Below are 17722 nucleotides of genomic sequence, written 5' to 3'. Positions count from 1 at the left end.
AAGTTTGGAAGGAATCTGTTTTATACGGCAATCGTACGAGCTCACCCTGGATCGCCTGCTCGTAGCCTGTCGAGAAATCTTCGAACAGAATCCGCCACGACACTCCGTCCACCACCAAGTGGTGAATGGCGATCAGCAGATGGTCGCCTTCGGCTGTACGGAACCATCCCAGCTTCACCAAAGGTCCTGCGGACAGGTCCATGCTGCTTTGAATTTCCGTTGCCTTCGCTTCCAGCGCTTCCGCATAGTTTTCCTGTTTACGGTAGTCCACTGTTTCCAGCGTATACAGCGTGCCTTCCTCTACAGTCCGTGTCCAAGCCGTATACCCTGAGGAAGTCTGACGGAAGACCGTACGAAGCGCATCATGATGCTTCACGAGGTGATCCAACACTTGACGAATCGCCGTCTCCTCAAAGCCCTCGGCGCGATAGAGCATGACCGCTTGATTAAAGTGCTGTGGACGCTCGCGCTCCTGCGCAAAGAACCAATGCTGAATGGGGAGTAGCGCCGTTTCTCCGCTCACTTCTTCTTGATTGGCCATACGACGGACCTCGTGCATATGCGGTGCCAGGGCTGCAACTGTCGGATATTGGAACAAATCCTTCATGTCCAGCTTATAGCCGGCCTGGAACGCACGGGATGCGATTTGGATGGCTTTGATGGAATCGCCGCCCAGATCAAAGAAATTGTCCAAAATGCCGACCGTCTGTAGTCCCAGTACGGACTGCCAGACCGCGACCAGCGCGCGTTCTTGCGCCGTACGCGGCTCTGCATAATCGGCTCCGGTTTGCAGGCTGCCTTCCGGTGCCGGCAATGCCTTGCGATCGATTTTGCCATTGGGACTCAGTGGCATCTGCTTCAGCTGTACAAAGTACGATGGCACCATGTAGCTTGGCAATTCTCGGCTCAGCTCACTCCTCAGCTCACTCGCTCCTAGCTCTTGCTCCGCAACATAGTAGGCCACCATTTGTTTTTGGCCCGTTTCATCCGTACGAGCCATCACCACCGCTTCTCGTACCGATTCCACTTGGAGCAGCTGTGTTTCGACCTCGCCCAGCTCAATCCGGTACCCCCGGATTTTCACCTGATGGTCGATCCGGCCCAGATACTCAATGTTCCCGTCCGGCATCCATCTCGCCAAATCGCCGGTGCGGTACATCCGTTCATACCCGGTTTCCCCACTGGCAAACGGATCTTTCACAAATTTCTCGGCCGTCAGCTCCGGACGGTTCAGGTAACCGCGGGCTACGCCGACACCGCCGATGCACAGCTCCCCTGCCACCCCAATCGGCTGCAATTGCTCCGTGCCTTCCTTGACGATGTAGAGACGAATGTTTTGAATCGGTTTCCCGATCGGAATCACTGCATATTCCTCATCCGGCTCGCAATCAAAGTACGATACGTCCACCGTCGCTTCGGTCGGACCGTACAGGTTGACCAGCTTCGCTCCGGTCAGGCTCGACACGAGCCGCTGGAACCGGGCCACATGCTGTGGTGGCAACGCTTCACCACTGGCAAAGACATGGCGCAGTGTGCCCAGCTTCGCTTGCATTACTTCCCGTGGCTGCTGCTCCACATACTCCAGGAACGCATGCAGCATGGCGGGTACAAAGTGCATCGTAGTCACGCCGTCGCGGGCAATCGTGTCCACGATGTCTTCCGGGTTCTTTTCCCCGCCGACCGACAACAGGCTTACCTTCGAGCCGACCATTGACCACCAGAACAGCTCCCACACCGACACGTCGAAGGTGAAGGCGGTCTTTTGCAGGATCGTATCTTCTGCACTCAAGCCGTAGCGATTATGCATCCACAAAATCCGGTTCAGCACGGAATGGTGCTCCACCATCACGCCCTTCGGTTTTCCCGTGGAGCCAGAGGTATAAATGACATAGGCGACATGATGCGGTCCAGCCAGTAGCTCCAAATTTGATGCGTCTTCGTGATAAATGTTCTTGCCATCTTGCTCCTGACGATCCAGCACCAGCACTTGGCCGTCGAAACTCAGCGAGGCTTGCTCCGCCAGATGCGCTTGCGTCAGCACCAGCTTCGCTCCCGAGTCCTCCAGCATAAAGCGGATACGATCAGCCGGATATTCCGGATCAATTGGCACATAGGCTCCGCCGGCCTTGAGGATCGCATAGATGCCTACGATCATGTCCAGTGAACGGTGGACCAGAATACCCACGGGCTGATCCGGCTGAACCCCTTCCGCACGCAACGTCCGCGCTAAACGGTTGGCTCGTTCGTTCAGCTCACGGTAGGTCAACGACTCCGCTCCGCACAACACCGCCACTTGCTCTGGTGTGTTCACTGCCTGCTGCTCGAATAGCGCACTTAGCGTTTGGTCCTGCGGATAAGCTGCCGCTGTATCTCCCCACACCTGAACGATCTGTGCCTGTTCTTCCGGCGTTACCAATGCCAGCTCATCCACACGGATATGCGGATTCTCCACGATTTGTCCGATGACGTGGTCGATATGACCTTGGATACGCTCCATTGCAGACCGGTTATACACCAGCGCATTGTATTCAAGCAGGATAGAGATATCCTCATCTGGCACGACAATCAGGTTAAAATCGTAGTTGGTTTGCTCTGCAAGTTCCACATTGGCAATAGAGAAACCTGTTTGGGTCTTGGTCTCGCCGGAACTACCCATCTGCTTCATCTGTTGCCCGATGGGGTAGTTTTCAAAGACCATAATATGATGAATCAGGTCTTGTTTTTGTTCAGTCCGTGCCTGAATGTCGTAGAGCGGGAACGTGTCATAGACACTGGAGGTCAAAGCCTGTTCCTGTGTGCGCTGCACTACTTCAGCAAATGTAGCATCCGGTGCACTGCATATACGTACTGGGATCGTGTTGATAAACAAACCGATCATGCTTTCCACACCTGGAATTTCTGCCGGACGACCAGATACCACACTACCAAACACGACATCCTGATGATTATTGTATTTCTGTAAAATAACGCCCCAAACGCTTTGCAGCAATGTGTTAATCGTTACATGTTGTTGCTTGGCCATTTGGTTTAAGGCGGCACTTCGTTCTTTACCCAACATCAACGGCAGCTTTTCCAAAACATAGCCAGAGTTTGAACTGTTACCACTTCCGTTAGTATCCTCATCCCGTTCTACTGCAGAAGCTTGCGCGCTCTCACCAGGCAACAAGGTTTGCTGTTCAAAACCTGCCAAATAGTCACTCCAATAACGGGTCGCTTCCTGTGCATTTTGACGTTCCAACCATTCGATATAGTCACTATACGGCTTGACAGGTGCAAGCGCTGGCTGCTTTTTCTCCAGCAAGGCAGCATATGCACCAAACACTTCGTCCGTCATCAGGGACAGGCACCAGCCGTCCATTACGATATGATGGAAGCTCCATACAAACCGGTACGAGTGATCACCCGTGCGGAAGACAGCTACGCGCATGAGCGCATCCTTGCTTAAATCAAAGCCTCTGGCTTTATCCTGAGACACAAATTCAGCTACAGCCTGTTCACGCCCTCTGACATCCTCATAACGGAAGCTCGGATTTTTTTGACGATAGACGATTTGCAAGGGTTGACCATACCAGCCACTGTAGAAATTCGTCCGTAATATCGCATGCCGGCTAACCAGCAGCTTCAAGCTAGCCTCGAATAGAGATGGCGCAAAGTGGCCCTCAAGATCAAAGGTTGCCTGCTCAAAATACACGCCTGTTTCTGCATTCATCAAACTATGGAACAGCATCCCTTTTTGCATGGGAGTCAGTGGGTATACATTCTCCAATTCCCCAACCGTCTTGGTCTGCTCCTTAATCGTATCGAATTGCTCCAGGGTCAGACCCTTGAACAGTACATCACTTGGAGTCAATTCGGCCTGCTCCCGTGTAGCACAATGCTCGATCACTTCAAGCAGATTGGATTTCAACAGATCAGCCAGCATTTGGACCGTATCTTTACGGAAGGCTTTGCCGTTATACCGAATGTCGAGTTCCAGGATGCCGTTCGTGACGATTCCGCTCACATCGAGCGCATATTTCATCTTCGTCCGGTCACTCACGACCGATCCCATTGAGTAAGGAGACATGCGGATATCGCTGTTTTGCAAGTCCTGATCCAACTGTCCGAGATAGTTAAAGCTTACTTGTGGCTCGGCAAAAGCTTGATGCTGACCAAGATTCAGTACATCTGCTTGCTGACTAATGGCTTGGCCGGATTCACTCCAATATCTCCAAATTACGTAGCCCATTCCTTTATTCGGAATATGACGCAGGCTCTCTTTGACCTGTTTGATTCGATCCGACAAAGCACGATCACAACCAATGTCTAGCAATATCGGATATGGACTCGTAAACCAGCCTACCGTACGAGAAATGTCTGTATCCGGCAAAATGTTCTCCCGTCCGTGTCCCTCTAAATGAATCAGGCTGCGTTCATGCCCCGTCCACGTGTATAGCGTCATGCCTAGTGCAGTCAGCAGCAAATCGTTCACTTCCGTGTTGTACGCGCGGTGTGCTTGCTTCAATAGTTTTTCTGTCTCTTCTTCCGTAAGCTGGAAGACCACGGTATCCGTGTCAGCTAGGATAAACGGTTCGGCCTCCGCTTGATCCTCAGGCAAACGTACTTGGTCAGCCAAAGCGGCTGCGTTCCATTGCTCCCAGTAGGCGTATTCGCTGTCCATGGCTGCGCTATGCGCATACTTGAAAAGTTCTTGCGACCAGAAGCGGAATGAATCCGTTTTGTCTGGTAACTGAAGTACCTCTGCATGAATGGCCTGTTCATAGGCTACGGCCAAATCCTCGAATAAAATACGCCATGATCCCCCGTCCACGACCAAATGGTGAATCGCCATCAGGAGATGATCCCCATCTGCACAGTGGAACAAACCAGCCTTCAACAGCGGCCCTTCATGTAGCTGGATACTGCTTTGAATTTCACTGGCTTTCGCCTCCATAGCTGCGCTGAGCATGGCTTCATCCGTCAAGTTCGTAAAGTCCACCACATCCAGGTGATACAGCTCGCCTTCCTGTACTCCGCGGTTCCAGGCTTCATAGCCTTGCTCGGTCTTGCTGAATACCATCCGCAGAGCATCATGGTGCGCTGTGAGTTTGCCAAGTGCCTGACGCAAAGCGGACTCATCAAAACCCTGCTCCCGGTGCAGCATCACCGCCTGATTAAAGTGATGTACGTCTACTTGCTTCTGGGCAAAGAACCAATGCTGGATGGGAGACAAAGTTGTTTCCCCGCTCACTTCTCCCTGATCTACCCTACGACTTACCTCGTGCATATGCGGTGCCAGTGTTGCGACGGTTGGGTAGCGGAACAAATCTTTCATGTCCAGCTTGTAGCCTGCCTGAAACGCACGCGATACGATTTGAATCGCCTTGATCGAATCGCCGCCCAGGTCAAAGAAATGGTCCAAAATCCCGACAGTTGACACGCCCAGGATGGACTGCCAGATCGCTACGAGTGCTCGTTCTGCTACCGTACGTGGCGCTGCATACTCTGCACCGCTGTGTAGACTGCCTTCCGGTGCTGGCAGGGACTTGCGGTCGATTTTGCCGTTCGGTGTCAGCGGCATCTGCTCCAACCAGATGAAATACGACGGCACCATATAGCTTGGCAGCGCTTGTCCCAGCTTTTGTCTCAACTCATTAGCTCCAAGCTCTTGACTTGCCACGTAGTACGCCACGAGCTGGGTTTGACCTGTTTCGTCCGTGCGGGCCATGATGACTGCTTCTTGTACGGACTCCACCTGCAGCAGCTGCGATTCGATCTCGCCCAGTTCGATCCGGTAGCCCCGGATTTTAATCTGGTGATCCATCCGCCCCAAATATTCAATGTTACCGTCCGGCATCCATCTCGCCAAATCGCCTGTACGATACATTCGCTCATGGCCTGCCTTGTCACCAGCGAACGGATGATTTACAAATTTCTCGGCCGTCAGTTCTTCACGTTTCCAGTACCCGCGGGCCAGTCCTTCCCCTGCAATACATAACTCACCTGGCACACCGACGGGCTGCAATTCCCCATTCGCATTCAGGATATATATTTGGGTATTCGCGATAGGACGTCCGATGTTAATTTGTTGAGCACGGGTCAGTTCCTGCACGGTCGACCACACCGTCGTTTCTGTAGGTCCGTACATGTTATAAATCCGGGGACCGTTGATTTCTTGCAGTGCTGCAAGCAGCTTGGACGGCAGGGCTTCGCCCCCGACCATAATGGCCTTCACGTCTTGCAGCGCGCGGGAACCTGCTTCATGACCCAGCAGCATTTGCAGCCGGGACGGCGTCATTTGCAACATTTCAATATGATGATAAGCAATCAATTCACCCAGTGCCTGAGGATTCACCTGATGCTGGTGGTCACCAAGCACCACCGTCATTCCACCTAGCAGTGGCAGAATAGTCTCCAAGACGAAAATATCGAATGAAATGGTCGTGAGTGACAACATCGTTTTGCTCGTTTCAAAGTCAATGACTTCGCGCATCCCTGTGATAAAGTTGAGGACCGAGCGATGCTGGAGCATAACTCCTTTCGGATTACCCGTCGAACCAGAGGTATAGATAACGTAAGCCAAATGCTCTGGGCGTACAATTGCCTCCAAGTTGCCGTTCTCTCCCTGATACAATGCTGCATCCTCAAGAAATAGGGCATTGGCGTGGCAATGGTGCTCTTCTGCTAAATCACGACGGGTCAGAAGCACTGCGGCCTCGCTATCTTCCAGCATGTATTGAATACGAGAGGACGGAAATTCGGGATCGATCGGCACATAAGCTCCGCCTGCTTTTAGCACAGCCAGCAGACCTACGATCATTTCCACGGAGCGCTGCACCATCAGACCGACCAGTTTGTCAGGTCCTACTCCCTGTGCTTGAAGCACTCGTGCCAGCGAATTCGCCCGTTCATTTAGCTCCTGATAAGTCAGACTCTGATGTCCAAACACCAATGCCACCTGATCTGGTGTGCACTCCACCTGAGCCTCGAACAGCTGATGGATCGTCTGATGAGACGGAAATGCACAAGTGGTATCATTAAAGGCCGCTGTAATTTGCTGTTTTTCCGCTGCTGTGAGTAGTTCCAGCTCTTCCACTCGAACATGCGGGTTGAGCGAAATTTGCTCCAAGAGACGCGCAAAATGTCCATACAGACGTTCAATACCTGCTTGATCAAAGCTGAGCGTGTTATACATAAAACGAATCTTGATGCCTTCACCTGGCATCACGACAACGTTCAGATCGTAGTTGGTTTCCTCTGTAGACACCACGTTTGAAATTGTGAAGGGATCCTGTCCATCACTGCCCAGTTGCTCTACCTGCTGCTCCACCGGATAATTTTCAAATATCATAATATGATTGATTAAATCCTGCTTCTGCTCGGTCAGCGCTTGAATTTCATACAGCGGGAACGCATCGTAGGCATTGGAAGCCAGCGCCTGCCGCTGTGTTCGTTTCATCAGCTCAACAAAGCTTTCACCTGGTTCAGACTGCACACGCACTGGAATTGTATTGATAAATAGCCCGATCATGTGCTCCACACCTGGAATATCCCCTGGACGACCGGACACAACGCTGCCGAACACGACATCCGTACTGTTGTTATATTTCTGCAACAAGACGCCCCATACCGTCTGAATCAGCGTATTGATCGTGACCTGATTTTGCTTCGCCACCCGTTCGATCTGGGCAACCAGCTCTGGCTGGAATTCGCAATCCAGATCTTCAGCGATATATTCCCCGGTGTGCATTGATTTCGGCTGTGTTTTTTGCTGTGGAAGCGTAATTTGCTGCTCGTAGTCCGCCAGATACCCACGCCAGTATTGCAGGGCTGCCTCACGGTCCTGACGTTCCAGCCATTCGATAAAACGACTGAACGGCGTGACTGGCTCCAGCACTGGCTCATCACCCACACGCAGTGCCAGATAGCTACCGAATACTTCCTGGGTCATAAAGGACAAGCACCAGCCATCCATCAAAATGTGATGGAAGCTCCAGATAAAGTGATACGTTTCATCCCCAGTTTGCAGGATCGAGATACGAAGGAGTGCATCCTCTGCGAGATTAAATCCCTTCGCTTTATCGGCAAGGGTAAAAGCCTCCACACGCGCTTTTCGTTCCTCTTTTTCTAGTCCTCGCAGGTCTTCATAATATAATTGTCCGCTGCGATTGCGGAAGACGACCTGCACAGGCTCATCCTTCCATGAGTTGATAAAGTTCGTCCGTAATGCTTCATGACGCTGCACAAGCAGATCCAAGCTTTTACCGAAAGTAACCACATCGAAGCGCCCATTCAGCTCAAAGGATGCTTGCTCAAAATAAGCCGCCGAGCTCTCATCCATTAGACTGAAAAAGAGCATCCCCTTTTGCATCGGCGTCAAAGCATACACATTTTCCAGCTCGCCCAGATCTCGCGTATCTTCCACCAATTGCTCCAGCTCGTCTAGCGTTACCTGTTTTAACAGCACATCACTTGGAGTCAGCACCGTTCTTTCTTGGGTGACACAATGATGAATGACTTCACGCAAGCCAGATGCCAGCAGTTCTCCCAGCCGCTCCATCGTTTCATGACGGAACTGCGTTGTACCGTAGCGAATCGTGAACACCAACTCGCCATCCTCGATTAATCCGTTGATATCCAGTGCAAAATCCATAACCGCGTTCGTGCTGACAGGCACACCAATGGAATAAGCGGAAGGCTGTAAATCGTTGCCTTTATAATCCTGATCGAATTGGCCTAAATAGTTAAAACTGATCTCAGGCTGAGTCTCTAACTGCACGCCTGCTTTCCCCAGCACATTCCTATCCGTCAGGTATCGTAAAATCCCATAGCCGATGCCCTTTTGCGGAATATGACGCAGCCCTTCTTTGGTCCGCTTGATCAGGCGAGCAGTATGTCCCCCTTCTCCCAGACTTCCATCCAGGACAACCGGGAATTGGCTCGTAAACCAGCCGACCGTGCGCGTAATATCCACATCCGGCACAATGGCTTCCCGTCCATGGCCCTCCAAGTTGATCAGCACTCGTTCAGAACCCGACCAGTCATAGACGGCTTTTCCGAGCGCGGCTAGCAACAGGTCATTCATTTCCGTGTTGTACGCGCGATGAGCTTGTTTGAGCAACTGCTCAGTTTCCTGCTTCGTCCAGCGGACCGTCACCACCTCACTGTCTCCCAGCCGTGCCTTGTCATTTGCAAAATCCTTCGGCAAAGGCTTCGCGAGGCTTGCTTCGGCTTGTTCGATATGCTGCCAGTAAGCCAGCTCCTGCTCCATCGTCGCACTGTTGGCATAGGCTGACAGTTGTTTGGCCCATACCTGGAACGAATCTGTTTTATGCGGCAGCCGAATAGCTGTGCCGGTTTGACCTGCAACTGCCTGCTCATAACCAGATGCCAAATCCTCCAGTAAAATACGCCACGATACACCGTCCACCACCAAATGATGAATGACGATTAATACATGGTCGCCCTCAGCACAATGAAACAGACCGAGCTTCACCAGTGGACCCGCGCTCAAATGAATGCTGGCTTGAATTTCACTCGCCTTAGCTTCAACAGCGGCAGATTCGTCTTCCACTCCGCTGAAATCTACAATATCAAGCGTGTATAGCTCGCCTTCATCTACACTGCGGTTCCAAGCGACATAGCCCTGCTCCGTCTTACGGAATACCGTGCGCAGTGCGTCATGATGCTGGACCATACGGTCCATCGTACGGCGCAATGCATCGACGTCAAAGCCCCCAGCTCGGTACAGCATCATCGCCTGGTTGCTGTGGTGCAGATCAGCCGGCTGCTGCTCGAAGAACCAGCGCTGAATAGGTGTCAGTTCCACCTGGCCTACTGCCTCTTCCTGACTGGCCATCTTGCCATCGGTACGAAGCAACGGACTGAGTGCCGCTACCGTCGGATGGCTGAAGAGGTCTTTCATGTTCAGTCGATAACCTGCTTGCAGCAAGCGGGAGGATAATTGCAAGGCTTTGATCGAATCGCCGCCCAGCTCGAAGAAGTTATCCTGCGTGCCTACGGCCTCCACGCCAAGCACTGCGGCCCATACCGCAGCCAGTACTTGCTCCACCGTAGTACGCGGTTCCACATAGGCTGCTCCGGTATGAATGCTGCCTTCCGGTTCCGGCAAAGCCTTGCGGTCGATTTTGCCGTTGCTGGTCAGCGGGATCGTCTCCAGTCGCATCAGCCGTGCTGGCACCATATGCGCTGGCAGTCCGGCTTCCAGCTCTGCTTGTACTTCCTCGATCCGCAGCTCGGCTTCTCCCGTGATGTATCCGCACAAATACTTGTGTCCACGCTCGTCCGTCCGGTCGATGACTACGGCTTGACGCACACCCGGTACCCGTTGAATCGCCGTTTCAATCTCGCCTAGTTCAATCCGGTAGCCCCGGATTTTGACCTGATAGTCCATCCGGCCGATAAAGTCTACATGGCCGTCCGCCATCCACCGCGCCAAATCGCCAGTACGATACAGTCGTTCACCCGGTACGTACGGGTTCGCTACGAATTTCTCGGCTGTCAGGTCCGCACGGTTCAGGTATCCCCGTGCCACGCCAGCACCGCCGATGCACAGCTCGCCCAGTACGCCAATCGGCACCGGATTCAGCTGGCTGTCCACGATGTAGAAGCGTGCGTTCAGCCATGCCTGACCAATCGGCACATTCCCACTGCTTGGCAGCTTCGACAGCTCTTCGTCGTAGAAGCTGGAGTCAATCGCCGCTTCCGTGACACCATAGCTGTTGATGATGCGGATGTCCGCACCAAACCGTTCTTGCAGCACCCGATAATCCGTCACGCTGCAGCTGTCTGAGCTCGTAATCAGCAGTTCCAGACTGCTCATGTCCAGCCCGTGTTCATGCACATGCTGCATAAACGGTACGATCAGAGCCGGAGTCGATTCGAACACGGTGATTTGATAATCACGAATCCAGCCGTATAGACGGCTTGGATCAATGCGATCGTCTTTCGGACAGATGACCATCGTGCCCCCGTTATAGAGCGTCCGTGCAATATCGCCGACGAACACGTCGAAGGAGAAGCTGGCCAGTTGCAGCAGACGTACCGGGAACTGGTTCAGACGGTAATCCCGGCGATACGCTGCAGCTGTATTCACCAAGCTGCGATGCTCGATCATGACGCCTTTTGGACGCCCCGTTGTACCGGACGTATAGATCACATACGCCAAGTCTTGCGGCTCGTTGATACGTTCAATATCCGTGGTATCCCCGGTGTACAGCGACTCATCGTCAAGTGCCAATACAGTACGCAGACGCAGCCCTGTTGCCGGTTCGGATGCTGCTTCGCTGTCAGACTTCGAATCTGCTTTCAAGCTTACGCCTTCATTCAGGAGGTCTCTTTCCATCATTTCAGCACCAGCCGCTGTTTCCAGTTCAACCTCAGTCTGCCCTCCGACCAAGGCCAGCCGGCTTTCCGCGAGCCATACTTGTGCTCGCTCCTGCAAACCGGTTTGCGTGAGCAGCACCGTCGCACCACTGTCCTCCAGCATGAAACGAATTCGTTCGGATGGATAATCTGCATCTAGCGGTACATAGGCGCCTCCAGCCTTCCATACCGCTAGTACGCCGACCAGCATGTCTACCGAACGCTCGCTCAAGATGCCGACAATCGATTCGCGTCCAATGCCTTCATTTCGCAATCTACGGGCAAGCTGGTTCCCACGCTCGTTCAACTCGCGGTACGTAAGCTGCCGATCCTCGTATACAACGGCCACGTGATCCGGCACAAGTTGCGCTTGTTCTTCCACATAGGCGTGGAACAACAATTCCGATTCCTTTTCATCACTCCATGCAGCTACGCCTACTGATCCAAAACCATCGATGATGTTCGCTTTTTCCGCAGCAGTCACCAGCTCAAGCTCATCCACCAGTGCATCTGGTCGGTGAATCGCTTCTTCAATCATATGCAGCAAATGCTCACGGATTTGCTCTACAGCTGTACGTTCTAACACCTGCGCGTTGTACTCCAAATGGACATGGATTTCATCGCCCGGCACCACGGTGATGTTGAAATCATAGTTTGTTTGCTCTGACATGGAAGCATTGGCAATCGTAAAGCCATTGTTCCCGCGGCTACCCATCTGCTCCATGCGCTGTTCCACGGGGTAGTTTTCAAACACGATAATATGGTTCACCAGGTCCTGCTTCTGCTCGGTCAGGGCCTGAATTTCATACAACGGATAGGTTTCATAGGCACGGGAAGCCAGTGCCTGCTCCTGAATCTGCTTCATCAGCCCAGCAAATGTCATCTCTTTCTCACTGTGAATCCGTACAGGAACGGTGTTAATGAACAACCCAATCATTTTGTCGATGCCCGGAATATCCGCTGATCTACCAGATACGACACTGCCAAATACCACATCCCGACTGTTGTTATACCGCTGTAGCACAACGCCCCACGCTGCTTGCAGGAATGTATTGACTGTCACTTGCTTTTGCTTAACCAGCTTGTTCATCCGCTCCGTCACTTCACGGCCCAGTGTAAACGAAAGCTTGTCCGCTTCATATGCTTTTGCATGACCGTCCAGCTGTTTGACCTGCGGCAATACGGTCTGCTGCTCAAAACCTGCAAAATAATCACGCCAGAACCGTTCTGCCTCCGCGTTGTCCTGTCGATCCAGCCATTCAATATATTCACTGTATGGCGTTACCGGGACAAGCTCCGGCTTGCGGTCTTCAAGGATGGCAAAGTACGTATGAAACGCTTCCCCGACAACCAGGAACAAGCACCAGCCGTCCATCAAAATATGATGGAAGCTCCATACAAAACGGTACGACTCCTCACCTGTACGTAAAATAGACACCCGCATCAGCTCGCCGGAGCTGAAATGAAAGCCTGCCGCTTTGTCACGTTCAGCAAAATCAGCAAGGTATGCGGCCTGCTCTTCTTGTCCCATTGAACGTATATCTTCAAACCGGAATCCAGCCGCTTTATGGCGGTACACTACCTGTAAAGGCTGCTCATTCCAGCCACTATAAAAATTCGTTCTGAATATTTGATGGCGATCCACCAGCTGATTGAGGCTTTCAGCAAAAGCCTCCACTTGAAAGCTGCCTTGCAGATCAAATGTCGCCTGCTCAAAGTACGCCCCGGATTGCGGCTCCATGAAGCCGTGGAACAGGATGCCTTTTTGCATAGGGGTTAACGAATAAATGTTTTCCAGTTCTCCAGCAGCAGCCGTCTGCTCTACAATATGATCCAGTTCTCCGGCTGTCAGTCCCTGGAAGGACAAATCGCTTGGGGTCAGCTCCGGCAGCTCTTTGACCACACAATGAGCCAACACCTCACGCAAGCTCTCCTGCAGCAGATCAGCCAGTTTTTTGATCGATTTTTTCATAAACATTTTGTTGCTGTAGCTGATCGTCAGTTCCAGGGCACCGTCCGTGATCATGCCGTTGATATCCAGAGCGTACCGCTTGGTCAACGTGTCACTCATGGAAGCTCCGACGGAATAAGGAGACATGCGGAATGCATTCTGCTTCAAATCCTGATCGAATTGGCCGAGATAGTTAAAGCTGATTTCCGGCTCGGCCACAAAAGTGGCTTCTTCTGCCCTGTCAGCAAGATATCTCAAAATTCCGTACCCAATGCCTTTATGCGGCAAACGGCGTAGCCCTTCCTTGACGTTCTTGACACGCTGTCCCACATTCCGGTCCTCGCCCATATCCAAGACTACCGGGAATTGGCTGGTAAACCAACCGACGGTGCGCGTAATATCCATATCCGGCAAAATGGCTTCCCGTCCATGCCCCTCCAGATTCACAAGCACCTGACGGAGGCCTGCCCACTCCTGAACGGCTGTACCCAAAGCTGTCAGCAGCAGGTCGTTTGCTTCTGTATTGTAGGCCCGATGGGCTTGTTTCAAAAATTGTTCCGTTTCTTCGACCGTCCACGCTACGGTCAGTGTCCGATCATCGCGAAGCTGTGGCTTGGCCTGAGACTTACGAGTGTAATCCTTAGGCAATGCCTCTTGTGCAGCACCAGCTCGCTCCACCTGCTCCCAATATGCCCGTTCCTTCTCCAACGCAGTGCTGTTCGCATAAGCTGACAGCTGATCTGCCCACAGGCGGAAGGAATCCGTCTTATTCGGCAAACGGACAGACTCGCCCTGTAAAGCCTGCTCATAGCCGGATGCCAAATCCTCCAGCAAAATACGCCAAGACACGCCGTCGACCACCAAATGGTGGATCGCTACCAACAAATGGTCTCCATCGGTGCAACGGAACAGACCCAGCTTTACCAGCGGTCCTTCGGACAGGTTCATGCTACTTTGGATTTTGGTTGCTTTCGCCTCAATCGTCGTGCTCAACATGGCTTCATCTGTCAGAGCCATAAAGTCCAGCACGTCCAGATGATACAGCTCGCCTTCCTGTATTCCGCGATTCCACGCTTGGTAGCCTTGCTCGGTCTTCCTGAACACCATCCGCAGTGCATCGTGGTGCTCCGTCAACTGTATAAGCGCCTGTCGCAAAGCAGCTTCGTCAAAACCCTGCTCCCGGTGCAGCATAACCGCCTGATTAAAGTGATGCGCGTCCACTTGCTCCTGTTCAAAGAACCAATGATGGATCGGAAGCAATGTCGTTTCCCCGCTCACTTCTCCCTGATCTGCCATACGACTTGTCATAAGTGGTGCCAATGCTGCGATGGTTGGACACCGAAGCAGATCCTTCATATCCAGCTTGTAGCCTGCCTGGAACGCACGGGATACGATTTGAATCGCCTTGATCGAATCGCCGCCCAGGTCGAAGAAATTGTCCAAAATACCGACGGTTGGCACGCCCAAGATGGACTGCCAGATTGCGACGAGTGCCCGTTCTGGCGCGGTATGCGGCGCTTCATAATCCGCTCCGCTTTGCTGGCTGCCTTCCGGTGCTGGTAGGGACTTGCGGTCGATCTTACCGTTCGGTGTCAGCGGCATCTGCTCCAACTGAATGAAATACGACGGCACCATATAGCTTGGTAGCTCCTGCCCCAGCTCACTTCTCAGTTCACTAGCTTCCATGGCTTGATTGGCCACATAGTACGCTACCATTTGTTTTTGGCCCGTTGTTTCGTCTGTACGGGCCACGACGGTCGCTTCTCGTACCGACTCCACCTGCAAAAGCTGTGATTCGATCTCGCCCAGTTCGATCCGGTAGCCCCGGATTTTAACCTGGTGATCCATTCGTCCCAAATATTCAATATTGCCGTCCAGTGTCCATCTGGCCAAATCACCTGTACGATACATCCGTTCATAGCCCGCTTTGCCTCCAGCAAACGGATTTTCCACAAATTTCTCGGCCGTCAGATCTTCGCGATTCCAATACCCACGGGCCAACCCTTCCCCTGCTATACATAATTCTCCCGGTATACCGACTGGCTGCAATTCCCCGCTCGTATTTAGGATATATATTTGGGTGTTCGCGATGGGACGTCCTATATTAATTTCTTGAGCATGAGTTAGTTCCTGTACAGTCGACCAAACTGTCGTTTCTGTAGGTCCGTACATGTTATAAATACGGAGACCATTTATTACTTGCAGCGCTCCCAAAAGCTTGGAAGGAAGGGCTTCACCTCCCACCATGATTTCCTTCACACCCTGTAGCGCGTGGGAACCTGCTTCATGATCCAGCAGCATCTGCAGCCGGGATGGTGTCATTTGCAACATCTCAATATGATGATGGGTAATCAACTCACCCAGTGCCTGAGGGTCCACTTGATGCTGGTGGTCGCCAAGCACAACCGTCATTCCAGTCAGCAGCGGCAAGATGGTTTCCAAAACGAAAATATCGAATGAAATGGTTGTCAGTGACAAAATGGTTTTGCCAGCTTCAAAGTCAATGATTTCACGCATCCCGGTAATAAAGTTGAGTACCGAGCGATGCTGGAGCATAACTCCTTTTGGATTTCCGGTTGATCCAGAGGTATAGATGACGTAGGCCAAATGCTCTGGGCGAGCAATCGCCTGCAGGTTGCTGCTTTCTCCCTGATACAATGCTGCATCCTCAAGAAATATAGCATTGGCATGGCAAGGGTGCTCTTCTGCCAGATCACGACTGGTCAGAAGCACTGCCGCTTTGCTGTCTTCCATCATGTATTCAATACGAGATGACGGAAATTCGGGATCAATCGGCACATAAGCTCCGCCTGCTTTTAGAACGGCCAGCAGACCTACAATCATTTCCACTGAGCGTTGTACCATCAGGCCAACCAGCTTGTCAGGTCCTACTCCCTGTACTTGAAGGATTCGTGCCAACGAATTCGATCGTTCATTCAGTTCCCGATAAGTTAGACTCTGATTTCCAAATACAACCGCTGTCTGATCCGGCGAACGTTCTGCCTGTTCCTCGAATAGCTCATGAATACCCGCATCGTGTGGAAAGGGGACAGCTGTTGCATTAAATACATCCATAATTTGAGTCCGCTCTTCGTCACTCATCAGTGACAACTCCTGAATCCGCTTCTGTGGCCCTTTCACCATATGCTCTACCACACTCACGAATTGGCGAATAATTCGGGCGATCTCCTGCTCGCTGAACAGCTCGGTCCGATAATCCAGTTGCAATACAAGTTTATCGTCATCCAGCATGTCTATCATGGCAATATCGAAGTCGCTCACCGTATCTCCGCAGAAATCAGTATGTACCTGCTGAATGGCTTCATCAAAACGAGAGAAGCTCAGCGTACGGTACTGAATGGTAACGCCAAACAAGCGGCCAATATCCGTGCCGCTTTGCTGTTCACGCAAATCCTGCATGATTTTGTTATACGGATAACGCTGATGCCGCAAAATGGACGCCTGCTCCTTGCCAACACCGTGTAGAAAAGTGAGCAACTCGGATTCCGGCTCAACTTGCAGACGTGTAGCCACAGTGCTGACGAACATGCCCATTGTATTTTTTTCCTTCTTTAACGTGCGGTTAGCATACAATGTACCAACGGTTAAATCTTGTTCACCTGTCGTTTTATGTAAAAAAATATACAATGCGGCCAGGAAAAATGTAAAAATACTGATGTTATGCGCCTCGCAAAAAGCCGTGACACCACGATATAATTCGTGCTCCAGTGTATAAACCTCTCGGCGTGCAGCCGTGCTTATCGTGAGCGGATTGTAAGACTTTAAACCTGTAACCTCCGGCAAGTCGGCAAATTTCTCCGTCCAGTACACCTTGTCCTTTTGGTAGCGTTCTGATTGCTCATAGCTTTGCTCCGTCTGAATAAAATCGAGATATGAGTTCGCTGGGACCGGCGTATCTGAACCTGTACCATGTACAATACTCATATAGTTCCCCGTAATTTCATTAATGGCCTGCTCCATGGTAACGCCGTCAGAAATAATATGATGCATCTTGAAACTAAACCAGGTGTCTTCTGCCCCCAGCTGCAAAATAACAAATCGATACAACTGCGAATCCAGTAAGGGGAACGGCTGGGCATTATGATGACTCACCCATAGCTCAGCTTCCTCTGGAGTAACCTGAAGGGTTTCTATGCTTTGAGCAGCAAACGGCTCAATATATTGATAGGGAATGCCGTCCCGAACCGTGATTTTGATACGAAAAGAATCGTTTTGTGCAACCACCCGGTTCATTGCCTCCTGCAATGCATCTATGCGAACCGTTCCCTTGATTTTAACAGTGGTAATAATCGTAGATGTGTTGCGATTGGGATACACAAGCTCCGTGTACCAAATACGTTGCTGTGGCTGGCTTAATGTAAACAATTGAACATTGTGCTGAGTCAT

At 51.8% G+C, this 17722-nt stretch carries 1 protein-coding gene (cut by a window edge); it reads right to left on the bottom strand.

Annotated elements, in window-relative coordinates; genetic code table 11:
* Positions 1–17722, bottom strand: partial view of a non-ribosomal peptide synthase/polyketide synthase gene (locus tag MKX36_RS11750; RefSeq protein WP_340864714.1) — the beginning only. 24569 nt of this gene lie to the left of the window's left edge; the window shows 17722 of its 42291 coding nt (coding positions 1–17722); its start codon is at positions 17720–17722; the stop codon falls past the left edge of the window.

Source organism: Paenibacillus sp. FSL W8-0439, from assembly GCF_038008995.1.
Lineage (GTDB): Bacteria > Bacillota > Bacilli > Paenibacillales > Paenibacillaceae > Paenibacillus > Paenibacillus polymyxa.
This window is presented reverse-complemented; position numbering and strand designations above follow the sequence as displayed.